Annotated in this window: 27 protein-coding genes, 2 other RNA genes and 1 pseudogene; 20 read left to right on the top strand and 10 right to left on the bottom strand. The window is 41.4% G+C overall.

What is annotated here, in order from left to right; genetic code table 11:
- Positions 1 to 48 precede the first annotated feature (48 nt).
- Positions 49 to 963 (bottom strand): YitT family protein, encoded by a 915-nt coding sequence (locus D0463_RS05680; RefSeq protein WP_483295720.1) that lies wholly within the window; start codon positions 961 to 963, stop codon positions 49 to 51.
- A gap of 99 nt (positions 964 to 1,062) precedes the next feature.
- Here D0463_RS05680 and D0463_RS05675 point away from each other — a divergent pair, with 99 nt between their 5' ends.
- From D0463_RS05675 to D0463_RS05660, 4 genes are all read left to right on the top strand, one after another.
- Positions 1,063 to 3,351, top strand: coding sequence for an ATP-dependent DNA helicase (locus D0463_RS05675; protein WP_117306170.1), 2,289 nt, complete (start codon positions 1,063 to 1,065; stop codon positions 3,349 to 3,351).
- A 146-nt stretch (positions 3,352 to 3,497) separates the two neighbouring features.
- Entirely contained in the window at positions 3,498 to 5,654 is a 2,157-nt protein-coding gene (locus D0463_RS05670; RefSeq protein ID WP_117306060.1) for a PAS domain S-box protein, read from the top strand.
- 237 nt (positions 5,655 to 5,891) lie between these two features.
- A complete protein-coding gene (locus D0463_RS05665) occupies positions 5,892 to 6,077 on the top strand; it encodes a hypothetical protein (protein WP_117306058.1) in 186 nt (61 codons plus the stop codon).
- A gap of 143 nt (positions 6,078 to 6,220) precedes the next feature.
- Positions 6,221 to 7,393 carry an MFS transporter gene (locus D0463_RS05660; protein WP_117306056.1) on the top strand — a complete coding sequence of 391 codons (1,173 nt, stop codon included), beginning with the start codon at positions 6,221 to 6,223 and terminating at the stop codon, positions 7,391 to 7,393.
- A 49-nt stretch (positions 7,394 to 7,442) separates the two neighbouring features.
- On the opposite strand, the gene D0463_RS05655 is transcribed toward D0463_RS05660, so the two are convergent.
- Positions 7,443 to 7,964: a GNAT family N-acetyltransferase gene (locus D0463_RS05655; RefSeq protein WP_160118375.1), complete on the bottom strand. Its 522-nt coding sequence runs from the start codon at positions 7,962 to 7,964 to the stop codon at positions 7,443 to 7,445.
- Positions 7,965 to 8,171: 207 nt separating this feature from the next.
- On the opposite strand from D0463_RS05655, the gene D0463_RS20365 reads away from it, so the two are divergent.
- The 8 genes from D0463_RS20365 (at position 8,172) to D0463_RS05615 (ending at position 13,216) form a co-directional block, all read left to right on the top strand.
- Positions 8,172 to 8,510 (top strand): hypothetical protein, encoded by a 339-nt coding sequence (locus D0463_RS20365; protein ID WP_483295719.1) that lies wholly within the window; start codon positions 8,172 to 8,174, stop codon positions 8,508 to 8,510.
- A gap of 63 nt (positions 8,511 to 8,573) precedes the next feature.
- A non-coding RNA gene (ssrS, locus tag D0463_RS05645) (6S RNA) lies at positions 8,574 to 8,765 on the top strand.
- 151 nt (positions 8,766 to 8,916) lie between these two features.
- A non-coding RNA gene (gene ssrS / locus D0463_RS05640) (6S RNA) lies at positions 8,917 to 9,108 on the top strand.
- 147 nt (positions 9,109 to 9,255) lie between these two features.
- Positions 9,256 to 10,035, top strand: a complete 780-nt coding sequence (locus D0463_RS05635; RefSeq protein WP_254052722.1) for an SGNH/GDSL hydrolase family protein — start codon at positions 9,256 to 9,258, stop codon at positions 10,033 to 10,035.
- Entirely contained in the window at positions 10,032 to 10,946 is a 915-nt protein-coding gene (locus D0463_RS05630; RefSeq protein ID WP_117306049.1) for an ABC transporter ATP-binding protein, read from the top strand. The genes D0463_RS05635 and D0463_RS05630 overlap by 4 nt, the downstream gene beginning before the upstream one ends.
- On the top strand, positions 10,939 to 11,919 hold the full coding sequence (locus tag D0463_RS05625) for an ABC transporter permease (RefSeq protein ID WP_117306046.1): 981 nt from the start codon (positions 10,939 to 10,941) through the stop codon (positions 11,917 to 11,919). Before D0463_RS05630 ends, D0463_RS05625 begins: the two co-directional genes overlap by 8 nt.
- A 233-nt stretch (positions 11,920 to 12,152) precedes the next feature.
- Positions 12,153 to 13,013, top strand: a complete 861-nt coding sequence (locus D0463_RS05620; protein ID WP_117306044.1) for an MBL fold metallo-hydrolase — start codon at positions 12,153 to 12,155, stop codon at positions 13,011 to 13,013.
- Positions 13,010 to 13,216, top strand: coding sequence for a YozQ family protein (locus D0463_RS05615; protein ID WP_117306042.1), 207 nt, complete (start codon positions 13,010 to 13,012; stop codon positions 13,214 to 13,216). The genes D0463_RS05620 and D0463_RS05615 overlap by 4 nt, the downstream gene beginning before the upstream one ends.
- A 168-nt stretch (positions 13,217 to 13,384) precedes the next feature.
- Here D0463_RS05615 and D0463_RS05610 read toward each other — a convergent pair whose 3' ends face one another.
- Entirely contained in the window at positions 13,385 to 13,699 is a 315-nt protein-coding gene (locus tag D0463_RS05610) for a DUF2680 domain-containing protein (RefSeq protein WP_117306039.1), read from the bottom strand.
- 126 nt (positions 13,700 to 13,825) lie between these two features.
- Here D0463_RS05610 and D0463_RS05605 point away from each other — a divergent pair, with 126 nt between their 5' ends.
- Positions 13,826 to 14,545: a YqjF family protein gene (locus D0463_RS05605; RefSeq protein ID WP_160118374.1), complete on the top strand. Its 720-nt coding sequence runs from the start codon at positions 13,826 to 13,828 to the stop codon at positions 14,543 to 14,545.
- Positions 14,546 to 15,052: 507 nt separating this feature from the next.
- On the opposite strand, the gene D0463_RS05595 is transcribed toward D0463_RS05605, so the two are convergent.
- Entirely contained in the window at positions 15,053 to 15,979 is a 927-nt protein-coding gene (locus D0463_RS05595) for an NAD(P)/FAD-dependent oxidoreductase (protein WP_117306032.1), read from the bottom strand.
- A 129-nt stretch (positions 15,980 to 16,108) separates the two neighbouring features.
- On the opposite strand from D0463_RS05595, the gene D0463_RS05590 reads away from it, so the two are divergent.
- The gene (locus D0463_RS05590; RefSeq protein WP_117306029.1) at positions 16,109 to 16,909 is read left to right on the top strand and encodes a DUF2935 domain-containing protein; all 801 of its coding nucleotides are present in this window, start codon (positions 16,109 to 16,111) and stop codon (positions 16,907 to 16,909) included.
- 47 nt (positions 16,910 to 16,956) lie between these two features.
- Here the strand turns inward: D0463_RS05590 and D0463_RS05585 are convergent, their stop codons facing one another.
- Positions 16,957 to 17,268 carry a winged helix-turn-helix transcriptional regulator gene (locus D0463_RS05585; protein WP_117306026.1) on the bottom strand — a complete coding sequence of 104 codons (312 nt, stop codon included), beginning with the start codon at positions 17,266 to 17,268 and terminating at the stop codon, positions 16,957 to 16,959.
- 269 nt (positions 17,269 to 17,537) lie between these two features.
- Between D0463_RS05585 and D0463_RS05580 the strand changes: the two genes are divergently transcribed.
- Together D0463_RS05580 and D0463_RS05575 are read left to right on the top strand one after the other, a co-directional pair.
- The gene (locus D0463_RS05580) at positions 17,538 to 18,173 is read left to right on the top strand and encodes an FMN-dependent NADH-azoreductase (RefSeq protein ID WP_117306024.1); all 636 of its coding nucleotides are present in this window, start codon (positions 17,538 to 17,540) and stop codon (positions 18,171 to 18,173) included.
- Between the two features lie 91 nt (positions 18,174 to 18,264).
- The gene (locus D0463_RS05575) at positions 18,265 to 18,549 is read left to right on the top strand and encodes a hypothetical protein (protein WP_117306022.1); all 285 of its coding nucleotides are present in this window, start codon (positions 18,265 to 18,267) and stop codon (positions 18,547 to 18,549) included.
- Between the two features lie 50 nt (positions 18,550 to 18,599).
- Here D0463_RS05575 and D0463_RS05570 read toward each other — a convergent pair whose 3' ends face one another.
- A complete protein-coding gene (locus D0463_RS05570) occupies positions 18,600 to 19,829 on the bottom strand; it encodes an MFS transporter (protein WP_117306019.1) in 1,230 nt (409 codons plus the stop codon).
- 443 nt (positions 19,830 to 20,272) lie between these two features.
- Here D0463_RS05570 and D0463_RS05565 point away from each other — a divergent pair, with 443 nt between their 5' ends.
- Entirely contained in the window at positions 20,273 to 21,211 is a 939-nt protein-coding gene (locus D0463_RS05565) for a magnesium transporter CorA family protein (protein WP_117306017.1), read from the top strand.
- Between the two features lie 33 nt (positions 21,212 to 21,244).
- On the opposite strand, the gene D0463_RS05560 is transcribed toward D0463_RS05565, so the two are convergent.
- Positions 21,245 to 21,442, bottom strand: a complete 198-nt coding sequence (locus tag D0463_RS05560; RefSeq protein WP_117306015.1) for a hypothetical protein — start codon at positions 21,440 to 21,442, stop codon at positions 21,245 to 21,247.
- 120 nt (positions 21,443 to 21,562) lie between these two features.
- On the opposite strand from D0463_RS05560, the gene D0463_RS19575 reads away from it, so the two are divergent.
- Positions 21,563 to 21,712, top strand: coding sequence for a hypothetical protein (locus D0463_RS19575; protein WP_174234296.1), 150 nt, complete (start codon positions 21,563 to 21,565; stop codon positions 21,710 to 21,712).
- A gap of 297 nt (positions 21,713 to 22,009) precedes the next feature.
- Here D0463_RS19575 and D0463_RS05555 read toward each other — a convergent pair whose 3' ends face one another.
- Positions 22,010 to 22,144 (bottom strand): YuzL family protein, encoded by a 135-nt coding sequence (locus tag D0463_RS05555; protein WP_117306013.1) that lies wholly within the window; start codon positions 22,142 to 22,144, stop codon positions 22,010 to 22,012.
- Positions 22,145 to 22,245: 101 nt separating this feature from the next.
- On the opposite strand from D0463_RS05555, the gene D0463_RS05550 reads away from it, so the two are divergent.
- Positions 22,246 to 22,488, top strand: coding sequence for a YkuS family protein (locus D0463_RS05550; RefSeq protein WP_117306011.1), 243 nt, complete (start codon positions 22,246 to 22,248; stop codon positions 22,486 to 22,488).
- 71 nt (positions 22,489 to 22,559) lie between these two features.
- On the opposite strand, the gene D0463_RS05545 is transcribed toward D0463_RS05550, so the two are convergent.
- Positions 22,560 to 23,012, bottom strand: a complete 453-nt coding sequence (locus tag D0463_RS05545; RefSeq protein ID WP_117306008.1) for an OsmC family protein — start codon at positions 23,010 to 23,012, stop codon at positions 22,560 to 22,562.
- 142 nt (positions 23,013 to 23,154) lie between these two features.
- On the opposite strand from D0463_RS05545, the gene D0463_RS05540 reads away from it, so the two are divergent.
- The gene (locus D0463_RS05540) at positions 23,155 to 23,472 is read left to right on the top strand and encodes an antibiotic biosynthesis monooxygenase family protein (protein ID WP_117306005.1); all 318 of its coding nucleotides are present in this window, start codon (positions 23,155 to 23,157) and stop codon (positions 23,470 to 23,472) included.
- Positions 23,473 to 23,533: 61 nt separating this feature from the next.
- Here the strand turns inward: D0463_RS05540 and D0463_RS05535 are convergent.
- Positions 23,534 to 23,695: pseudogene (locus tag D0463_RS05535) on the bottom strand (nitroreductase family protein); the annotation flags it as partial.
- Positions 23,696 to 23,738: the final 43 nt, after the last annotated feature.

The following is a 23,738-nucleotide window of genomic DNA, read 5'->3' as shown; positions in this document are numbered from 1 at the left end:
TATGGCAGGGCTGACTTAGAATTTTGGGTCAGTCCTTTTTATATGTAATCAATAAACTTTTTTCTTAAAACGACCGCCGCGGACCTCGTCAATATTCGCTACGGCAAAGAATGCGGAAGGATCATTTTTTGTCACGATCTCCTTTAATTTAGCTTCCTCCAGCCGGTTAATCACACAGAAAATGACTTTCTTATCATCACCTGAGAACCCCCCAACACCTGTCAAGTAGGTAACTCCCCGTCCTAACCGTTTAATGATCGTCGCACCGATTTGCTGGTATTCATCGCTGATAATCCAAACCGATTTGGATTCGTCCAGCCCCGAAATCGTCAAATCCATCGTCTTGAAGGCGACAAAGTATGCCAACAATGAATACATAGCCCGGTCCCATGAAAAGACAAAACCAGAAGTGCCCAGAATAAATAGGTTGAAAAACATAATGATTTCGCCGACCGAAAACGGCAGTCTCTTATTGACGAGAATCGCTAAGATTTCCGTACCGTCGAGTGAACCGCCGTATCGGATTACGACTCCGCACCCTGCCCCTAGAATTATTCCGCCGAAAATGCTGGCTAGCAGAATATCGTGGGTAAGCGCAGACGTGTGATGCAGTAAAGTCGTTGTTAACGATAAAATGAACACACCGTATAAAGTAGAAAAGGCGAACGTTTTTCCAATCTGTTTGTACCCAATAAAGAAGAAGGGAAGATTCAGCAGAAAAATAAATGTCCCGAGTCTCAAGCCTGTCAAATAAGAGAGCATGATTGATACCCCTGTGATGCCGCCGTCAATGACCCGATTCGGGACAAGGAACATTTCTAGCCCGACGCCCATTAGGATTGCTCCAATTGTAATCATGAAGCCGCGCTGCAAAATCCTGCCCGCAGTAAGTTTGTTTTGCTGAGCCTGTTTATCGATGATTTCTGAAAGGTTCGTTGATGGTATGATTTCTGGCATGTTCATAGATCCCTCCAGGATTATTGCTGTTTTAAAACTCATGCCATATATTGTTTCCAATTTATATGTTTTAATAGGAAATATATTTAAAAGTTGGGTGATGTCATGATTCATGAATATCGGATCTCAGTCAGGGCTTTAGTTGAATATGTCCACAGGAGCGGCAGCATTGATTTACGTTTCAGGACGAACACATCCATGGCGGAGGGAACAAAAGTCCATCAAAAAATTCAAAGACAGTATGCGAAGACGGACCAAAAAGAACTCTTCCTGCAGACGATTTTCCCATACCGGAATATTCAGTTTCATATCGAAGGAAGGTGTGACGGTCTTTTATTTCATGACGGGATCGTTACGATCGATGAAATAAAATCAACCTCAGGTGAATTGGAACTCATAACTGAAGACAGCTATCCCGTACATTGGGCCCAGGCAAAATGCTATGCGTATATGTATGCGATTGATCACGGAATCCAAGAAATAAATGTGCAGCTGACATATGTGCAGGTTGATACAGAACAAATCATACGATTCAAGCAAACATATACAATGGAAGAACTGCGTCTGTTTATTCGGCTTATGGCGGAAGGTTACTACGAGTTTGCCCACTGGCAGGTCGTGCATATAGCGGAGAGAAATGCCAGTTTTCAGAGTGCGGAGTTTCCATTTGAAGGCTATCGCAAGGGGCAAAGGAAGCTTGCTGGCGCCGTATATAAAACCATTGCCGAAGGAAAGAGCTTATTTGCAAATGCGCCAACCGGTATAGGAAAGACGGTATCCACGATTTTCCCGTCATTAAAAGCGGTAGGAGAAGGGGTACTTGAAAAATTATTATACGTAACGGCCCGAACAACCACGAGACAGGCCGCCGAAGATGCTTTCTCGTTACTGGTCGAAAACGGTCTGTCCATAAAGACGGTCACGATTACCGCTAAAGAAAAGATCTGCTTTCAAGAAACTACTGTTTGCGGCAAAGCGCAATGCGAATTTGCGGACGGTTATTATGACCGGGTGAATCCGGCTCTTCTCGATATTTTGAAAAATGAGAATGTTATCTCCAGGGAAACAATCGAGAGTTACGCCCGGAAGCAAAAACTCTGTCCGTTTGAGTTTTCATTGGATCTTGCATATGTCAGCGATGCGATTATTTGTGATTATAATTATGTTTTCGACCCGAGAGTTTCGCTGCAGCGCCTTATGGAGGAACAAAAGAAAAAGACGATCTTGCTAGTGGACGAAGCCCACAATCTGGTAGACCGGGCAAGAAGCATGTTTTCAGCAGAGTTATTAAAGTCCGTTTTTCTACAGCTAAAAAGACAATATAAAGATAAACATGCAGAAATATTTACGACATCCAACAAGATTAATCAATTTTTTATTGATCTAAAAAAACGAAGTGAATCCGAAAAAGTGATCGAATTGACCGGCATTCCAGAAGATCTTTTCGAACTTTTGGAGCAATTTACTGACGCGGCGGAACAATATCTGTTGTTGAACCCACAGAATGACGCAGATAATCAGGAATTGCTGGAAGCCTATTTCAGCGCCCAGAATTTCATCCGGATTTCCGGGTTATATGATGAACGCTTCACTGTCTATACAGAAATCAGCCGTAAAGAGATGATGTTAAAAATCTTCTGTCTGGATCCATCAGAATTACTAAAGAAAACTTCAAAAGGGTATCGCTCGGCCATCCATTTTTCGGCTACGCTCAGCCCGCTTTCGTTTTTTATTGACATGCTCGGCGGGGAAGAGAGCGACTATTCTATTTCGATCGCATCGCCATTCTCGCCTGACCAAAATGAAGTATATATTAAAAAGGTTTCCACCCGGTACCGTAACCGGGAGTCATCGAAAAAAGATCTTGTAGCGATGCTTCAGTCCCTTTTGACCGGGCGAACCGGGAACTATCTTGTCTTTTTTCCTTCTTACCGCTACATGAACCAGGTATTTGAAGATTTTAACCAGGATGGCAGGTTCCAAACAATCATCCAAAACCCGGCTATGGATGACGCAGCAAGAACTGCTTTTCTAGCGGCATTTGAGTCAGGGAACGAATCGATCCTCATCGGGTTCGCGGTGATGGGAGGCATTTTTTCAGAAGGGATTGATTTAAAAGGCGATCGATTGAGCGGAGTAGTTATAGTCGGAGTCGGGATGCCGCAGATTGGACGGGAACGGGATATTATCAAGAACTATTTCGAATCGAAAGGAAAAAACGGCTTTGATTATGCCTATGTCTATCCCGGGATGAACAAAGTGCTCCAAGCAGGTGGCAGGCTTATTCGTTCGGAAGACGACCACGGACTTATCGTTTTAGCGGATGATCGGTTCTTGACGAACAAATATCAAAAAATGCTTCCCGAGAATTGGAGCAGCTTCACAATTATATAAATAGAAAATTATACCAGAAGTTATATAGAAAAGTACTCAAAAGTGTGGCCGACGTGTGAACAATTATTCTCACATGTATTGTTGTCTTTCTTTAAATAGGCTAAGATTATTTTGGTATGATTGAAGTCTAGAGAAAGGTGTTGTTAATGGACGCTAGTATTGTATCCTCCAATCCGATTTTATTATTGGTGGCAATCATCTTAACTTTTATCGCTACCTATACTGCGCTTGATTTGTTAACAATGCTGCAAACTGCAGAGCGAAATAAGAGATTCCTCTTTCTTGGAGCAAGTTTTTCTATGGAAATCGGAATTTGGACTTTGAACTTTTTGGGAGTTCGGGCCTTCGACATGAGTGGCGCGGCTACCTATAATTTGCCGGTTGCCATTTTATCGATCGTTCTGGGAATTGCGTTGACTGCGATGGGCTTTTTCACGGTTACTGCAGAAAAGCTCCGTTTGTCTAATGTAGTCATTTGCAGTCTGTTGCTTACCTTTGCACTGCTTTCCAATTATGTGATTGGAATGTATTCATTAAACTACAGCCTCAAGCTTCAAATAATGATGCTAATCGTGACTTTTGCCATCGTTTTTACTTTATTTTTATTTGCGCTTATGATTTTGTTTTATGGGAACCGAATGGGAACAGCCAATCGTCTCTGGTTTAAGCCGGTTTCCACCTTTATCATGACAGGTGCAATTGCACAAGGACATCTGTTATTGCAAAGGGCCCTTCCCACTAATACACCGGTTAGAACGGTTAATCAGCTGGTCAATGACACACCCTTTATCGTATATTTAGTTCTATTTATGTCTGTCGTCATATTGGCAGGGCTGCTGGGCTCAAGCGCGATTATAAGCAGGCGTCTTGCAAGAAGTGATCAGCATGTCAGAGATATCCGTTCTGCTCTCGACCAGTCGGCCATTGTGGCCATCACGGACTCAAAAGGGATTATTACGTTTGTGAACGATAAATTCCAGGAAATATCCCAATATAGCGAGGATGAGCTGCTTGGCCAGAATCATTCCATTATCAACTCTGGTTATCACCCAAAGAATTTTTTTACGGAGCTTTGGCAAACCATCACCAAGGGGCATACCTGGAAAGGGGAAATTTGCAATCGGGCCAAGGATGGTTCCTTGTATTGGGTTGATACGACGATTGTTCCATTTATGTCAGATGGCAAACCGTATCAGTATATTGCGATCCGGACGGATATTACCGCCAGGAAAAAAGTCGAAGAGGACTTAAAGGAATCATTGAAAGAAGTTAGCGATATCCATTATGCGCTTGATCAATCTTCCATTGTGGCCTTTACGGATGCAAAGGGGACCATCACCCGGGTTAATAAAAAGTTTTGTGATATCTCCGGGTACAATCGCGAAGAGTTAATTGGCCGTAATCACAATATATTGAATTCCGGGTACCATCCAAAAGCCTTCTTTGCAGACCTTTGGAAAACGATTGCCAGCGGCAGGGTCTGGAAAGGGGAGGTCCACAATCGGGCTAAGGACGGTTCCTATTACTGGGTCGATACGACAATCGTTCCTTTCTTGGGGAATGAGGGAAAGCCTTATCAATACCTTGCAATCAGAAATGATATTACCGAACGGAAGAAGACTGAGGAAGCTCTTCACCGCCAGGATAAGTTGGCAGCAGTTGGACAGCTTGCGGCAGGAGTCGCCCATGAGATCAGGAACCCATTAACATCGATGAAAGGATATGCTGAATTCCTTCAGTTGGATGAGAACGATCCGCAGCGGCAAGAGTTTCTCGACATTATCCTCGACGAAATCGAGCGCGTGAATGATATTGTAGAGGATTTTATGGTGCTTGCAAAGCCGCAGACTTTGAATCTCGAGACGAAGAATATCGTCCCGGTCGTTCGAAATGTGCTTTCATTGCTAGAATTCGAAGCAAGGAAAAGAAATGTCTATTTACATTTCGATTGCAAGGAAGAGGAGATTCTTGTTTCGTGTGATGAAAATCGCTTAAAGCAAGTATTCCTGAATTTCTTGAAAAATGGCATGGATGCTATGCCGAATGGCGGCAACCTTCAGGTGAACATAGAGCTAAAAGAGGGAGAAGTTCAAATATCAATCGTTGACACAGGGGTAGGCATACCAGCGGATAAAATAAAAAGGCTTGGCGAACCGTTTTATACAACGAAGAAAACCGGTAACGGCCTGGGATTGATGGTAAGCTTTAAAATAATCGAGAGCCATAACGGCCGGGTCTTTGTCGAAAGCGAACTTAATAAAGGCACGAGTTTTAGAATTTTGCTTCCTGCTAAGAGTGCATAGTTTTGATTGTAAACAGGGATGGTGACGTCCCTGTTTTTTGGGCAGTTGGGACCTGCTTTCAGAAAAAGAATCGCACAATAGTACCGAGTTTTTTTAATGTTATATAAAAAAATCAAGCTCATTTAAAGAAATGGTAAACAATAGTTAAGAATGGGTGATTCATCTTCTTTTTTGCCCAAAAACTTGTATGATAGTTTTGTAATCCAAAATGGAACTATCGAGGAGGCAAAGGAAAAAATGAAAAATCTGAAACATTGGCTATTAGCTTTAATGTCTGCTTTCATGTTAGTAGGTGTTGCCACTGGTTGCAGCGAGGATTCCGAGACAGAAGATTCAAATACAGAGGAAACGGAAACAGAAGAGGGTACTGAGGAAGGCACTGAAGAAGGTACAGAAGAGGAAACCGAAGAAGAAGGCCAATAAATATAGCAGAAAGAAGCTGGACCAACAATGGTTCAGCTTCTTTCTTTATTTGCTCCGCTCCGTGGACAATTTTTTTGCATAGCTTTTGTTGTGGGATTATGCTAATTTGAATAATAGATGAACAACGTGGAGGATACATAGTCTTGGATAAACATATTAGGTTCAACCTTTTGAATTTACAGGGATATTATTTGTTTTCCTTTTTTGCATTGGGAAGCCTGACCCCTTTGTTGAGTGTTTACTTAAGTGAAGTCGAGAAATTAAACGGGTACCAAATCGGTACGATCATGTCAGTCGGACCGGTGATTATGATTGTGTTTCAGCCGCTGTGGGGCATGTTTTGCGACTGGACGGGAAAGCCGACGAAAATACTCTCGATAACAACTCTGTTGGCAGGGGTCTTTGCGTTAGGGTATTTGTTCTTTGATCAATATTATTTAATCCTGGGTGTAGCCGTTTTATTCGGAATTTTTCAAAGTGCGATGATTCCTGTGTCAGATAGTATCTCGTTGCAGTATACAAGCAAGGTCAAAGCCAATTACGGGAATATACGATTGTTTGGATCGCTTGGGTTTGGGATTGCCGTATTTATTATGGGGCGCCTATCCGAGACTGATCTCGGACCGACGGTGATTTTTTATGCGACCTTTATCGCCTTGACGATTGGATCTCTGCTGGCACTCCGTCTTCCGAAGGAAAACGAGTCGGCAAAATTAAAGATTACACACGGCATTAAGGAACTGTTTAGAATTAAACGATTTTTAATTTTTCTTGCTGTCACATTCCTGATCTTTGGGCCTAACCTCGCGAACAACGTATATTATGGTCTGTTCGTTGAAGCAAGGGGTGGTACATATACCGGCATCGGCATCGCCTTTTTGCTCGCTGTATTATCAGAAATTCCGTTTATGCGGATTGCAGGAAGCTGGATCAGGAAATTGGGCCTGTTGCCGATTGCGCTGATAGCCGGCATCGCTTCTTTAGTAAGATGGATTTTTTATGTTACACAGCCAGGCTTGGAGATTATCTATGCAACTTCGATCATCCAGGGATTTTCACTTGGACTGTTCATCCCAGCAGGTCTGCAATATATACGGCGTATCACCCCGCAGCATATAACCGTGACGGCTGTGACTGTGTATTCCGCAATTGGCAATGGACTAGGAAACTGGTTCAGTACCTTTACGGGCGGAATTATCCTGGAAAAGATGGATATCTATAGCGTCTATCTCTTTTTTGGCATCCTGTCGCTGATGGGTATCCTTCTGACTTTATGGCTGATTAAAATGGAGAAAGACTTTCATTGGATTCCTTAATTTATAACGCAAAAAGCTGCCTGGTACTCAACCAGACAGCTTTTTTAGTTTAAAGGAAAAGAACCATGTGATCTTCATCACAATAGCGGCCATTCCATTTCATAGCATGTTTTTCTATTCCATATGTACGAAATCCTAATGATTGATAAAGGGAGATTGCCGCTTTATTCGTCTTAACCACCGTTAGATAAATCTGCTCTATTCCTTCCATTTCCTTGGCTTTCTTCATAATCGTTCTGACCAGCTGTTTTGAAAGGCCTTTTTTTCTGTATGCCGGGTCTGTATAGACAGCCATCAAACCCGCTTTATGCAGTACTTTCACTCGCGGATCCCTTACTAAAGTTGCGATGCTCACTAATTGTTCTTCATCAAAAATACCCATCGTATAGGCATGATCTGTAGGCTTCAAACGTTCACGAAAGCTCTGCAGAAGATCTGCCTGCTCTATGGTTTCTTGATAGGTGACCAGAAAATTTTCAGGACTTTCCTGTAAGGCTTTTAAACGGAGCTGCATATATTGCTCCGCATCTTCGGTGTCGAGCACTTTAGTTAAAAATGATGAGGTCTCCATTCTTTCTCTCCTATAGCTTTTTTTATATTTACAATACATGAAAACTTTGATAAACAGTAGAGATAATTAAATTTTTGAAATATTAATATCTGAAGAAGCTGTGCCTCCCGGGCAGCAGCCGAAAAGCCTTATAATATAGTATGCAAAGAGGGCAACTGCGCAATTATCAGTGTATGGCATGATCTGCTAGCAATATATGGGACAAAAATGGCTGACAAAACAGCGGAAAAAAGCGATAATGAAACAGAAGCAACAATGGATGAACCGCGGTGTAAGCTCCGGCATATACAAAGATATCTGAGTCAGAAAGCTATGAAGTATGGTTCTCTCGGCTCCTGGGTTTCAAATAGTGAGGGGAATGGTTATATGAACTACCATTGCTGTGCAACCTGCATACATTTTCGCGCTGAGAAAAAAGAAGGCAAGATGAGTTATTTTTGTTCGCGTCTTGGTTATAATACTCATACGACCTATCAGTTTAATTGTTGGGAACCGACTGATAAGGTGAAAAAATTGATGGAAAAGCGAGTGGGAAATAACAGGTAAAGGATTGTTGTTTTGGAAGAACCTTCTTCTTGTTACCTGAGCATATTTCCTGTAATATAACTATATAAGCTGCGTTGTTCGTATAGCATAATAAAGTTTTAACCTTTAAGCTGTAATAGGGAGTTTTATATCGAAACCGGAATGGCGGGCCTTTATCACGGATAAAGGATATACAGGAACGTTTCTGCAAACACCCACTTTGAGGAGTGGTGGTTTAAAACTTTCTTAGTTGGCTACGGCAAGTGCGGCTTACATATTTTTAAATAAAATCCTGATATATGACTTTACAATTTAACTGTAGGGAACGTACTTAAAAAAGTAAAAAATGAGTCTAAACTCTTCTGGGGAATGACTTTTGGAAGAACCTTCTTCTTGCCATTTGCTCATCTTTCCTGTAATATAGCTATATAAGCTGCATTGTTCGTATAGCATAATAAAGTTTTAACCTTTAAGCTGTAATAGGGAGTTTTATATTGAAACCGGAATGGCGGGCCTTTATCACGGATAAAGGATATACAGGAACGTTTCTGCAAACACCCACTTTGAGAAGTGGTGGTTTAAAACTTTCTTAGTTGGCTACGGCAAATGCGGCTTACATATTTGTAAACAAAACCAGTCTCTGTAACGGGGGCTGGTTTTTTTTATGTTTATTTTGCGGATAACAAATTTTTCATTTGGTGTTGAATTATGTTTTAATGGTTGTATTATAAACTGTCGGGAGTTGATCATTCTGCGTAGAAGTACAGTGAAAATCGTCACCATCCTGTCTATTTTATTCGGTGTATTATGGCTTTTCGGTTTTGGATGGGCGGTTCAGGATTATTACGGAGACCATTCAGAAGGTGAAATAGAGAATAAAGATACCAGTCATGTCCAGGAAATGGACAACCGGGAGTTTACTATCGTGGCATTGGGGGATTCATTGACAAGAGGTACTGGTGATGAAACAGGAAAAGGATATGTCGGGCTTGTTACAGAGGACATTCAGGATCGCTTTGAAAATGAGGTGACACTGCAAAATCTTGGAATAAACGGCCAGACTTCAGGGGAACTAAGGGAACAGGTCAAGCAAAGCGAGGTACAACGCCAGTTGGCTGCGTCAGACACGATTTTGATTACGATCGGCGGAAATGATTTATTTCAAGGAGGGCAAACCCTTATGGATCGTAACCCTAATGAAATAGGTAAATACCAGTCTGAATATGTCCGCAACCTCCATTCGATTTTTACAGATATCCGCAAAGCAAACAGCGAGGCGACGATATTCTACCTTGGCCTGTATAACCCCTTTATCGAACTGGAAGACGGCAGTGAAACGAGTAAGGTCGTCAGGGAGTGGAATTATCAAGGCGAGGCTGCGAGTTCAAGTTTTCCAAAAACGGTTTTCGTTCCTACCTTCGACTTATTTCAATTATCGGTTAATGACTATCTATATACGGATAAATTCCATCCGAACCAGGAAGGCTACCGTTTGATTTCTGAACGGGTGGCTCCTTTGATCAAATGGGAGGAGAAGCAGCAATGAGCCGGGTCACGCTTACAGTCACCGATTTACGGAAAACAATCAAAAGAAAAGAAATTATCAAAGGCTTAAGCTTTGAACTGCGAGAAGGAGAAGTGTTCGGATTTCTCGGTCCGAATGGGGCGGGGAAAACGACCACCATCCGAATGCTTGTTGGTTTGATCAAACCGACTGCAGGTTCGATCCATATTTGTGGCTATGATGTGAGAACGGATTTCACCAAGGCTATGCAGTATTTGGGCTGTATCGTTGAAAATCCTGAGCTTTATCCTTTTTTGAGCGGCTATGATAATTTATTGCATTTCGCGCGGATGCTTCCAGAAGTGGATGAACGAAGAATACAGGAGGTGGTTTCGCTTGTCGGAATGGAAGCGCGGATTCATGACAAAGTCAAAACCTATTCCCTCGGAATGAGACAAAGGCTTGGCATTGCCCAGGCCTTGTTAAATAAGCCAAAGGTATTGATCCTGGATGAACCGACCAACGGGCTCGATCCCGCGGGCATCCGGGAAATGAGGCAATTCATCCGGGCGCTCGCGGAGCAGGAAGGGCTAAGTGTCCTCGTATCCAGCCATTTATTAAGTGAAATTCAGCTGCTCTGCGACCGGGTTGCAATCATTTCAAAGGGTGAAATCATTCAGGTGGATACGGTCGATAATTTGCTGAACAAACAGGAAAAAATCATTTGGAGACTCGAACCAATCCGAAAAGGAAAAGAGGTTTTAAGCCGATATACCGAAGTGATTGAAATGAATGATGAATATCTTGTCACTCCATATGAAGAAAAACAGGCTGCTAACTGGAACCGGGAATTAATCGAAGAAGGCGTTCAGGTTATGGAAATGAATCGTAAATTACCCGCGCTGGAGGAATTATTCCTAGAACTGACCGAGGGAGGTGGCGGGATTGGCTAATCTTATTCAGAATGAAATGATGAAGCTGCTCGCCCGAAAACGCCTCCAGGTCATTGCAATCATCGTGGGGATATTAGTTTTATTGTTTACATATGCCCAATATAAGCAAGTCGAAGAACAGCGGGAGAAGCTTGGGACCTCTGACTGGAGGGCGGCCTTACAGCAGCAGATCATCGATATCCAAAATCGGCTAGGTTCGAGCAGAATGTCAGATGACTGGCGGGAACAGCTTCAGGTCAGTCTGAAGCAGCAGCAATATTATTTGGATCAAAACATCAATCCAACAGAGCCGGGAGCCCCTTCATTTGTAAGAATGTTTATTGAAAATTCGAGTGATTTATTTATCCCGCTGCTAGTCATGATCATTGCAAGCGATCTCGTTTCCTCGGAGCATAGTCTTGGTTCTGTCAAACTGCTATTAACCAGGCCTGTGAAACGTTGGAAAATTCTCCTGAGCAAGTATATAACGTTGCTTCTGTCCATATCTGTTATCATGGCAATGGTCGGCTTGTTGGCTTACCTCATATCGGGGATTATTTTTGGCTATAAGGGGATAAACGCCCCGGTTATTACCGGTTTTTCGGTTGAAGGCGGAAATCTCGATACAAGTCAGGTTAGGCTTATCAGCCAATGGGAGTTTATCATGATGGATTTTGGGCTTGTCTGGTTCGTTGCGGTTGTCGTGGGGACACTTGCTTTCATGATTTCGGTATTGATAAGAAGCACCGCGGCAGGGATGGGAGTGATGCTCGCTGCCCTTATTTCGGGTGCTATCCTAAACGAGATGGTTTCATCGTGGGAATCCGCGCAATACCTGTTCATGGTTAATTTAAAGCTGACGAACTATTTAAATGGTGTAGCCCCGCCTATAGAAGGAATGACCTTGCTTTCATCGATGATTGTTTTACTTGTCTGGTGGGCGGCGGCACTTATGGTTTCATTCGCGGTATTTACGAAACAGGATGTTTATTAGTTCACAATTTTTAATGGTGTGAAAGAACAGCTAAGATTTTTGTTCAGTAGTAGTTAAAAACTTATAAAAAAAATCTGTCCTTTTATGGACAGATTTTTTTTGCCATTCAAGATGAATAACATAATGCGTACAGGGGAAGGAAAGTAATAGATCGTAATTTGTCTCTTTTCGTATCATAACTGCGTCTATGGAAAACAATAAAAGCAATGTTGTCCGTAAAAGGAGGATGAAAAATGGACGATCACCATTTAAGTGAGAAATTTATTCCCGTCACCTCTGTTACGAGCGGAGACGGTCAGTCTGTTACAAGTGATATTTATTGCTTGCCAATCCAAATCGTAAATGTCTGTTATATCGGAAACCGTGAAAAGTCTTCTGATTGGGTACTGATTGATGCGGGAATGCCCCGTTCGGCAGACGAAATCATCGGCACCGCAAAGGAATTGTTTGGTGAGGATGTTCCACCCAAAGCGATTGTTTTGACACATGGCCATTTTGACCATGTCGGTGCTTTAATTGACCTTGTGGAACGGTGGAATGCCCCTGTGTATGCCCATCAACTGGAAATGCCGTATTTGACTGGAGAAAAGGATTATCCTAAACCAGACCCTACAGTCGAAGGGGGCATGGTCGCCAAGATGGCTGGCCTATTCCCGAATCAGGGAATCAATTTAGATCAGCATGTACACGAACTTCCTTCGGATGGGTCAATTCCGCATCTTCCTGGTTGGAAATGGGTTCATACGCCTGGTCATTCCGAGGGACATATTTCGTTGTTCCGGGAGGAAGATCGCGCCTTAATTGCCGGAGATGCATTTGTCACGGTCAAGCAGGAGTCGTTATACAAAGTGATAACACAGGAAAAAGATATACATGGACCGCCAAGGTATTTTACGACCGATTGGAAAGCCGCGAAACAATCAGTGGAGAAGCTCGCTTCCCTAAAGCCATCGGTGGCAGTGACCGGTCATGGTCTTCCGATGGCAGGAGAGGAATTGACTGACAGTTTGAACAGGCTGGTACGGAATTTTGATGCGATTGCCAAGCCTGACTACGGAAAATACGTAAATGAACCCAGGAGGAGAACAACATGAGCGAGAAAGAACAACAGCAGGCAAATTCAAGCAAGATAGCTGGAAGAACGTTTGAATTCGAGGATTACAACAGGGACGATGAGGTGTCCTCAGGTCTTGCCGTGACGCATGAGCAAATTAGTGATAACTACACTACATCAGCACTTGATAGTGCCGTGGAAAACATGGAGGAACCTAAAAATCAGAATGAAAACAACTCGTAATTAGGCGAACCCCTCCCTGCGTTAAAACACAGTTCCAAGATCTCATACAAATAAAAAAGAATGGAAGGGGCAAGCTCTTACCATTCTTTTTTATTTTCAAATATGGACTTTTCCTATAATATTCCTTGCCCTTCAACCTTAAATTAAAGTAATTTAGTTGAAACTCCATTAATGTGAATGTTTATGGTGATGGTGGTGTTGATGCATCCGGAATTCATTTTGTTCAATCATCTTATAATGGTCTTCATACCGTTGAATCATTCTGTCGCCCATTTCCTTTGAAATCACACCAAAGTCCACATATTTTTGAATTAGCTCTCTTTTCTTTTCTAAAATATCTTTATGTAATACTTTCAGTTCTGTTTTTTGCTTTTCTGTCAGTTGTGTATTCTTCTGTTGTGAAGGAGCTGCAATAGCAGCGCTAACACTCGCTCCGAACACTAAAGCAAAAGCAGCAAAGATATATAGCAACTGTTTTTTCATAATAACTGTCTCCTTTCAAAATCTATATTTATTTTCCGTCAATAATGAAGAAATATGTAAGTTTCCTGAATAGGATGTTTTTTGATATAGGAAATGGGAAGTCCCGCTGTTAGGAGGATGAACGATATGTATAAAGAATTTAAGGAACTCGAACACCGTCCATACGCGTTGCCTTCGTCTCCCTGGGTATTGACCCAGGTATGGAGGGATTTACTGTTCATGCACTATCCATTATCACCGGATTTAATAAAAAGCTATATACCGCGAAGGCTGGAGCTGGATACTTTTCAAAATGAAGCGTGGATCAGCATCATTCCCTTTAGAATTACGAATATGAGAGCTAGGGGATTGCCGCCGATTCCATTTATCAATTCTTATCTGGAATTGAATGTGCGAACATATGCTATATATAAAGGGATACCAGGCATTTATTTTTTCAGCCTCGATGCAGATCATCCGTTGGCTGTGTTAGGTGGAAGGACTGTGACAGGACTTCCTTATAAGCAAGCAACAATGTCTTATCAAAAAAACGGAAAAGATATTGAATTTGCGAGTCATCGAATCGACGGTTCCGAAAAATTGAAGGTCTCTTATCGTACCGGACCCATATTATTTGAACCGCTTCCGGGTTCCATTGATCACTGGCTGCTGGAGCGTTATTGTATGTATTCATGTAGAGGAGATGTCCTCCTGAGGGGGGATATTCATCATGATAAATGGAAGGTCACCACGGCGGAGTCTTCTACTAAAACTAATACGATGGTTTCTTTTTTACCGGGGGAACCTCCACTGCTTCACTATTCGAGCAGAAGGCGTTTTTTTGTCTATCCATTGAAGAAGGTGTGACGTTGAAGTTCAATGAGTGGGGGAAAAGACCGGAATTTGGATATCACCGAAGATCTCAGGTATATCAACGGAATTTTGGATATATCACCGGAATTTCAAAAATATCACCGAAAGTTAAGATATATCACCGGATTTCTGAATATATCAACGAAATCTCGGATATATCACCGAAATTTCGGATATATCACCGGACTTCTGAATATGTCAATGAAATCTCGAATATATCGCCGAAATTAGAGATATATCACCGAAATTTAAAGATATATCAACAAAATTGAAAATATCCACGAAATCTCAAATAGATATACATCTCTGAAAGTGAAAATAGGTACGAAAGATCGCCTTCGAAAAAATTTATACGTATGATCGAAAACTGGGATAAGTACCCCTGATTAGTGATATGTGCCCAAAAATCTGAGATATATGCTCGATTAAAAATATATGATCGAAATAAAGGAACTGGACATTCAAAAAAACATGGGCACATATCGCCCATGTTTTTTGAAATTATACAAGGTCTCCATCTGGAGGGCCTTCCCCCATCAGCCTTTTATGAATCCAAATGGCTGCCTGTGAGCCGTCTCCCATGGATATCGTGACCTGTTCGGAGTGGGCGATTAGGTCTCCGCCCGCCCATATGCCTTCAACACTTGTTTCTTTTGTACGTGGGTATACTAGGACATGGTTTTTTTCATTTAGTCTTACGCCGGCTTGTTTGGCCAGCTCGGAATTCATTTTGTTTCCGCTGAAGCCTGTAAAACCTCGTTCCGCCTCGATGATTTTACCGCTGTTCAGTTCGAATCCCATAAGATCCTCCTTATCATCGAGAAGAACTTTTGAAATAACTTCCTTAATCACTTGAATATTGTGCTTGTCTAAATCTTCTGCAATGGCAGCTTCAACAGGGGCTTGTTCATGATTTATGAACACGATATCATCCGACCAGTAACTCAGGGTGAGTGCCATATGGGCGCCGGTATTTCCGCCCCCTAATACTACCGTTTTCTTTCCGGTTACTTCGTAGCCGTCACAATCCGGACAGACATATATATTTTTGCCGAGACATGGAAACAGGTTCTCAATATCAGGCAGCTTATCCACAAGGCCGGTAGCCAGAAAAACGGTTTTTGCTTCATATTCTTCATTCTTCTCTGTTTTCATTTTAAAGGAACCATCGAGTTTCTGTAAGCTGAGTACTTTGTCTTCCACGAAATGGACACCATATTTCTCGGCATGCTGTTTTCCGAGGCGCCTTATTTCTTCTCCGCTTACTCCATCTGGCCAGCCTAATATATTATGGTAACATTTACAAATCGTCGAACGACCTTGATTGGAATCAATCACCAAAATATTATGGTTGTATCTCCCTAATTGAATGGAAGCTTGCAGACCGGCAATGCCCCCTCCGATTATAATGCAATCCGCTTTTTTCATTTTTTCGCAGCACCTCGATTGTAGTTTTCATCGCATATTTCAAAAATATACCACTATCACTCCGTCAATAAACTACCTTCTAAAAATGTGTCGGACGGAATATATAAAGAATTGAAAGGGAGGGATTAGATGACATTCAAGCAGGATGCTTTGTTTGAGCATAGCTTTTGGCTGCAGGTTCTTGGTGACCATTCTAGATTCATTTTAGAAACCCTGGCCCCGGTGGAAAGGGAAGACATACAGAAAGCCGAGTATTTTAAACAAAATTATGACTCATTGTTGAACGGGCTGCGAGAAATTCCAGAGGACCAATTACTCACTTTTACGCAAAATGTGAAAAAGCTGACGGAACATTTCCGGGAATTCAAATTATCTTTGATCAGAAAACATCTAACAGGAAAAATAAAAATGAATATGACTCCGACTTTTATCAATCATATGGTGAATGAGCTGGAAGAATATTTAAACATTATCAGTTATCTTGAAAAAGGAGAAAAGCCTCCAATTTTTCATGAACTGCACCACCATCTCTTATGGCTCGTGGATGCTGCGGGTCATGCCGGGACGATCAATGACAAGATGGACAGTGTCGAAAGGGATATAAAATATAAATCTGCGGCCTTTACGAAAAAGTTTGAGGATTTTTATTTGAAAGCAGTCGAGCTGACCGGTTATTTAAGAACGAACCTGCACAAATTTCCGGCGTTAGAAAAAATGAACAAAGATGTCAAGCTGGAGATGAGATTATTTAGGATGTTTTTAGAGGAACTGGAGGAGTTGGAGCTAACTGAACAGGTGTTGGGAACTTTCTCAGCGCTGATGGCTGACCACATGTCAAGGGAAGAATGCTACTATTTAATGAAGTTGGCTGAATCCACTCAAACTGAGCCGCCTGACTGCAATCCTGCTAAAAAACGGGTGGAAAAGTAAAGAAAAAGGAGGCTGGTTTCATTCCGGCCCCCTTTTTGTGAAAACTATTAGATTTCCATCCATTCTGTACTCCAGTTCTGTATTTCCTTGATAACCGGTGAAAGGGCAATGCCTTTTTCCGTCAGGGAATATTCGATTCTCACGGGAGTTTCTGGATAGACTTCCCTTTTAACGATTCCTGCCTGCTCCAGATCCTTTAATCGCTCAGAAAGAATCCTTCCGCTTATCGGAAAAGAGGATTCAATGTTGCAAAAGCGCTGAGGACCGTCTAAAAGCTGGCTGACGATTAGTCCTGTCCAGCGTTTGCTCAATATTTGCATGCCTTTTTCAAAACGGGGACATACTGTTGATTTATTCATAAACATCACCTCATAGGTATATTATACCCTTTATTAGTCATTTGTAACAGATTTACATATACCAATCTATTTACTTGACGATATTTATATACAATACTATACTTGCTAACGTAAAGTAAGTAATGGAAGAGGAATTAATTCCATCTGTAAAAAATGATCTTTAGCGAAAAATAAACGTGTGGGTCATCATAACAGACTCCTTTAATCCTTCACTATATTTTGCGACATGGGATCGATCATACATCATAGAAAAGGCAGGTTACAGTTTAATGGCAAAAGTATTGTACATCACAGCACATCCTCATGACGAAACACAATCTTTCAGCATGGCTGCGGGAAAGGCTTTCGTTGATTCATACAAAGAAGCAAATCCTACGGATGAAATTGTCCATTTGGATTTATATAGCATCGACATTCCTCAGCTTGATGCGGATATATTCAGCGGCTGGGGCAAACTTCGTTCCGGTTCTCAATTTGATCAGTTATCAAAAGAGGAGCAGTCAAAAGTTAGCCGCTTGAATGAACTTTCTGATCAGTTCGTGGCCGCTGACAAATATGTTTTTGTTACGCCGTTATGGAATTTCTCATTCCCTCCAGTCATGAAAGCATATTTGGATTCTGTTGGACAAGCGGGCAAAACATTTAAATATACAGAACAAGGTTCTGTGGGCTTGCTTACAGATAAAAAAGCCCTTCATATCCAAGCACGCGGCGGCATCTATTCAGAAGCGCCGATGTCCGAAATCGAAATGGGACACAGATATATCAAAATCATGATGGACTTCTTTGGTGTACCAACACTGGAAGGATTATTTATCGAAGGACATAATCAATTCCCAGATCGTGCTGAAGAAATCAAGCAGGACGGAATTGAAAGAGCTAAGGAATTAGGAAAAAAATTCTAATTCGCAAACACCGGATGAAACCACATCCGGTGTTTTTTGATGTTTGCTCTTCTCAAGCTTTGGGTAAAAGAGTGAAAAGGAGATGATAATGATGGCAAATTCAAGGGGTATAAGTCCATATGTGTTGCTTGGAGTAGGAGTTGCCGGAGTTTCATACTTGTCCGTCAGGAATAATCGACAGAAAGTCACGCAAGCCTTTCAAGGGTTAAAAGAAAAAACAATGAAGATATGGTCGAGACAGAAAACAGAACCGGAAATACCACTTCTTGAAAAGGCGGGACACCCGGATCCATATGATATCCCCGATAACCGGATGGTCGATGAAGGAGCCTTGTTCAGCGTTAAATACTATAACCAAAAAGAGCAGCAAGCTTAATATAATCGCCCAGGAATCGATTCCTGGGCGTTTTTTAGTCCGCTCTTATATTATAGCGCTTCCGCCAATTGGCGTTTCTCTAGCTTAACGGCCACAAATAAAAAAGAAAAGGCAGCCGCAAATCTTGCCATGGAAACAAGCGACATCGCAGAATTCATTCCTAGCGCATTCAATAAAAATACACCGAATTGCGGGGCAATAAAGCCAACTATTGATAATAAAAAGTTGTAGTTGGCAATGTAATTCGTGCGCGTTGCATCCGGGGTTGCTTTCAATAGCTGGTTGAATAGAAGAAGATTCGTTCCGGCTACGAAGATGCCAATCCAGACATTAATCAGGGTAATATAGGTCAAATTTGTAGATAAGATCGTCAAAACCGGCGCGGACGCCATTCCAGCTGTGGCCACAAATAGCAGCATGTTATTTCCCCAACGGTCCGCAAATTTAGCCCACCACTTCATGCTGATGATTTGGGCGATTTGATTCGTAACAGAAAATAAACTGAACCATAAGGCCGTAGCGTTTGCTTCTTTAATGTGATAGATGCTGAAGATCGACCAGCCCATTTGAGCGGAAATATTATACAACAGGGCACAAACCAAAAAGGCCCTATACGGCTTGTGATGAAAAATGCTTAGAGAGAAGCTTTTGTTTTCATTTATTTTATTATTTTTTTCCGTCATCGTTAGATTCTCTTTATGCTTGAAGAGATAAAGCCCCTCAAGTAATGCAAATAGGAAACCCGCCGCAAATAGGACTTGATACGGAAATGGATCAGTTTTATCATACAGGCTCAAAAATAGTCCTGTCGACAATGTTACGACTAATGCGGCCATTGTATTGAACTTGTTTCTTGAACTGAAAAAGTTACCCCTTCTTTCTTCCGGTATTAAATCCCCGATCATGGACTGCCATGACAAATTGGAAAGTGCTCCGGGAAAATTTAATAAGGCAATCAAGCCGACAAGCAGCCATGCGGCATAATCAGTCTCTGAAAAGAAGGGGACGAATAAAATCAGCATGAATAATAATCTCGTGGCAAGTGTAGAGGCGACCGTGAAGTTTTTCTTGCTTTTCGATTTATTTAACCAAATGGCACCTGGGATCAGGGCTAACATGCCAATAATCGATGGCAATGATGTAATAAGTGCGATTTGGCTGTTTGTAGCTCCAAGAACACTAATGGCAAACAACGGAATATAGCCGTTGACCATATTAACCGAGGCAGTCGAGGCAAGACCGTTATAGATACTTAACTTTTCATTTCTTGTAAAACTCAATGATTGATTTCCCCTTTATATCTTCTTAATATCCTAATCTTGTGGCAATAACAGTTACATGTTCCTATGAACCGAAATGAATTGTACAATGACGTTTCTCCGCTTGCAAGAGTGCGGAGAAAAAACAGTCCATTCGGCTTAGCTTCTCAATTAAGAACGAATCATAATATAAGCTTTCTACATTGAAGCTAATTTTTTCTACAAAACATGAAAGTTAGCACATGAAATTTAGATTGTACTTTGCACTTTCAAGGATTAAGATGGTAAATGATGATTTGTTTTTTACTAGACCTAAGAGGAGTTGATACACATGAACAGTTCCTATGACCCTGAGGGTCCCAGTCAGAGCGGGGAAGCTAATTTCATCCATGATTTGATAGCTGTAAAAGTATCAACTCGAAAAAGATAGAATAGCTTCCTCAGGAAAAAGAGGAGGTTAACAGATGATAGAGATCTTTAGAACAACCGAAGATAGGCAATTAGAGACAGCGGGCGATTATTCAAAGGGAAGCTGGATTAATATGGTTTCCCCGACAGAGGAAGAGATCAGTGAAGTTAGCAGAAGTCTTAACCTGCCACTGAATTTTTTAAAGGATCCGCTCGATGATGAGGAACGCCCGCGTATCGAAAAAGAAGATGGAAATGTTTTGCTTATTGTCGATTATCCTTATATAGAGCGAAATGACAACGGCCAGGCGATTTATGAAACGATACCAATCGGAATGATTTTCACAGAAGATTGCTTTATTACCATCTCACTAAAAGAAACTCCTATTTTAAACGGATTCAAGAACAATAAGAAAAAAGAATTTTACACGAATAAAAAAACCCGCTTTGCTTTGCAGCTTCTTTTTGATATTTCGTCATACTATCTGCGTTATCTTAAGCAGATTAACAAAATTTCCAACGAAGCGGAACGGGAACTTCACCAATCGATGAAAAATAAAGAATTATATACGTTCCTGACCCTGGAAAAAAGTTTGGTTTATTTTACGACATCACTTAAATCGAACAAAGTCGTGCTCGATAAAATCCTCCGGTTTAACTATTTGAGAATGTATGATGAAGATAAGGAATTATTAGAAGATGTGATTATCGAGAATACCCAGGCAATTGAAATGGCGGAAACCCATAGCAGCATCCTCAGTGGAATGATGGATGCTTTTGCATCGATTATCTCAAATAACGTAAACATCGCGATGAAGTTTTTGACTTCCGTAACCATCATTTTAACGCTTCCGACTATGGTTGCGAGCTTTTTCGGAATGAACGTGAAGCTTCCTTTTGAACATCATCCATTTGCCTTTATCATTACATTATTAATTGCTGTCGGCCTTGCAGGGGCAACTGCTTTCGTTTTCTGGAAAAAGAAATATTTCTAAGCAGAAAGGCCTTCCGTTATGGAGGCCTTTTTCCTATTCATCGAAATAATCGCGAAGCAGAGTATTTGTATCTTCACCTTGTCGTGCATAAGGATTTTCATTTTTCACATTGTCTTCATCCAAGTTTGTCTTGATGACCAGCCGCGGGCTATCTGATGATTCAGCGATAATCCGGTCGTTCAGTTCCTTAAAATCGGGCATATCTTTATTGCCTGGTTGTCTTGGTTCCATCGTAAGCACCTCCTGAATTTAGCTTTTAACCTACAAACGAAAATATGCATTCCCATTATTGGATGACTGGAAGCAATCGGTGGAAGAATGGAGAGTGAGTCAGATGTAAGGAGGATCGTTATGGACAAATGGAATGAACAGGCAGCCCCGAATAATAACCAGAAAGCAAATGATATGTCTCTTGAGAGGGGAGCACAGATTAAAGGTGTTTCAGATGAGGAAATAAACGATATGAAAACGGAAAACGAGGTAAGAAAGCAAAATCTTTAATAAATTCGTTTGATTATTTTTATTTTAGCTTTTAGAACGAAGTGCAGGGTTGCCAGTTTAGCCTTTATTATCTGAATTGGGCCGTTTATCCAAATCACAGAGTTTATTATCCAAACGCAGCATTTATTATCCAAACTCAGATTTTATTATCCAAATCAATTTTAGCAATAAAAACCAAAGTAGAAATCTCAAGCTTCGAAATGGAAAAAGCCGATACCGCAGACTGAAATTGGCTACATCTTCAAACAGAAAAATCCCTTTTAAGATCAACAAAGGAATCTTAAAAGGGAGGCTTATTCAGTCTCTTTTTTGTTTTTTGTTTGCTGAGGAAACGCGTGCTGCACCAGTTTCCTGGTTGGTTGTTCCTTGACCTTCTACCTGGGATGAGCCTAACCCAATCGTTGACGGATCCTTTTTACGTTTATGGTTCATGGATGCCTGTCACCTCCACCGTTACTTTCTCTATTTACGGTGGATTCTATACATAGAAATCGGGCGGGTGGGGCATTTTAAATGATGGAGGAGGTGTTAGCATGGCGAGAATTGGTGTTGAGCAATCCCTTAGCAATATCCAACAGGCTTTACGGGACAAAGGACATGATGTGGTCGAGTTGAAACAGGAGTCTGACACTCAGGGCTGTGATTTCTGTGTGATTACGGGCTTAGATTCCAATGTAATGGGAATGCAGGACACTTCCATTCAGGGGTCGGTTATTGAAGCGAACGGGTTGACGGCAGATGAAGTTTGCCAGCAAGTAGAAAATAGAATTCAATAGTAAAAAAAGACTAAAGAGTGAACGATTCTTTAGTCTTTTTTTAGAGGAGAATTTAAACTGCCCCTTATAACTTATTCCTCTTCAAGTTGGATATCAATCTCCAGTTCAATGGCCACATTTCCTTGAATCGCACGTGAAATCATGCAGGAGGTCTCAGCTTTTTCAGCAAGTCGCTGAGCAAGGCTGATTTCTCTATCAGTTGCATGGCTTTCTAAGACTATTTTTGGACGATGTATGATTTTTTTATAAGAAATCACTCCGTTTGTTATATCCACGATTCCTTCCGACGCCATTGTTAATCCTTTTTTTGCAAGCTTGCTCCGTTCCATCATTGCAGCCAGGGTAATGATATAACACGTAGCCGCAGCTCCGAGAAGCATTTCATCTGGATTAGTACCGATACCAGGACCGTCCATTTCTGGTGGAATCGATATTTTCGTTTGTAAATTTCCGGTTTCGATTTCGCCGACGTCATTTCTTAAACCGGGCCAATTTGCTTTTAGATGAAAATGATGTTCGGTCATAGATACCTCCACCTCCACATTAGTCTATACCTTAGTGTAAAACAGATTCACAAAAAAAGGGGTTATTTTGCTTCTCTTTTTCGTTCATGCACTGTAAAATATAATGAGAATCATTATCAAAGGAATGGGGAGACATTGTTCAATGTTTATCATGAATGCAAGCTTTGAAATTGAAAAAGATTACGAATATATTTTAGAAGAAAAAGGTAAGAAGGATAAACAAGAATTGTCGGCCGTAAAAGGGATTATTGCGGTTGAACGCTGGCGAAAAGAACATACAGAAACGGTTGAGTACGTGATGGTGTCAAAGTGGGAAAGCGAAGCAGACTTTAAAAAGTGGATCACGAGAGAGGAACATGTTAACGAGCACAAAGATATGAATAAAAAGCGCAAGGAAGCCGGAGAGCGACCTTATCATATAAAGAAAACATTGCGCTCATTTGAGGCAGTTGAGAATTAGAAACAAAACAACATTCAAATCATGCGGGGCTGACTTTTTTAAACAAAAGCAGCCCCTTTTACTAATTGTAAAACTTCACTCGATCTTCCAAAGAGCTGCATTCCTTATCCCCCGGTTCCACCGTAGGCTTGCCAAATGGAATTTGGGCGATCAGCTTCCAGCTGTTTGGTACATTCCATTCGCTCTTGACCGAATCATCGATCAGCGGATTGTATTGTTGCATGTCATTGATGAACCTTCCTAATTTTTTTAAACCCTAATAGAGG

Source organism: Bacillus sp. V59.32b, assembly GCF_003429085.1.
In the GTDB taxonomy this organism is placed as follows: Bacteria; Bacillota; Bacilli; order Bacillales; family DSM-1321; genus Peribacillus.
Note: the sequence above shows the minus strand (reverse complement) of the source record. Positions and strands in the feature narration are given on the sequence as shown.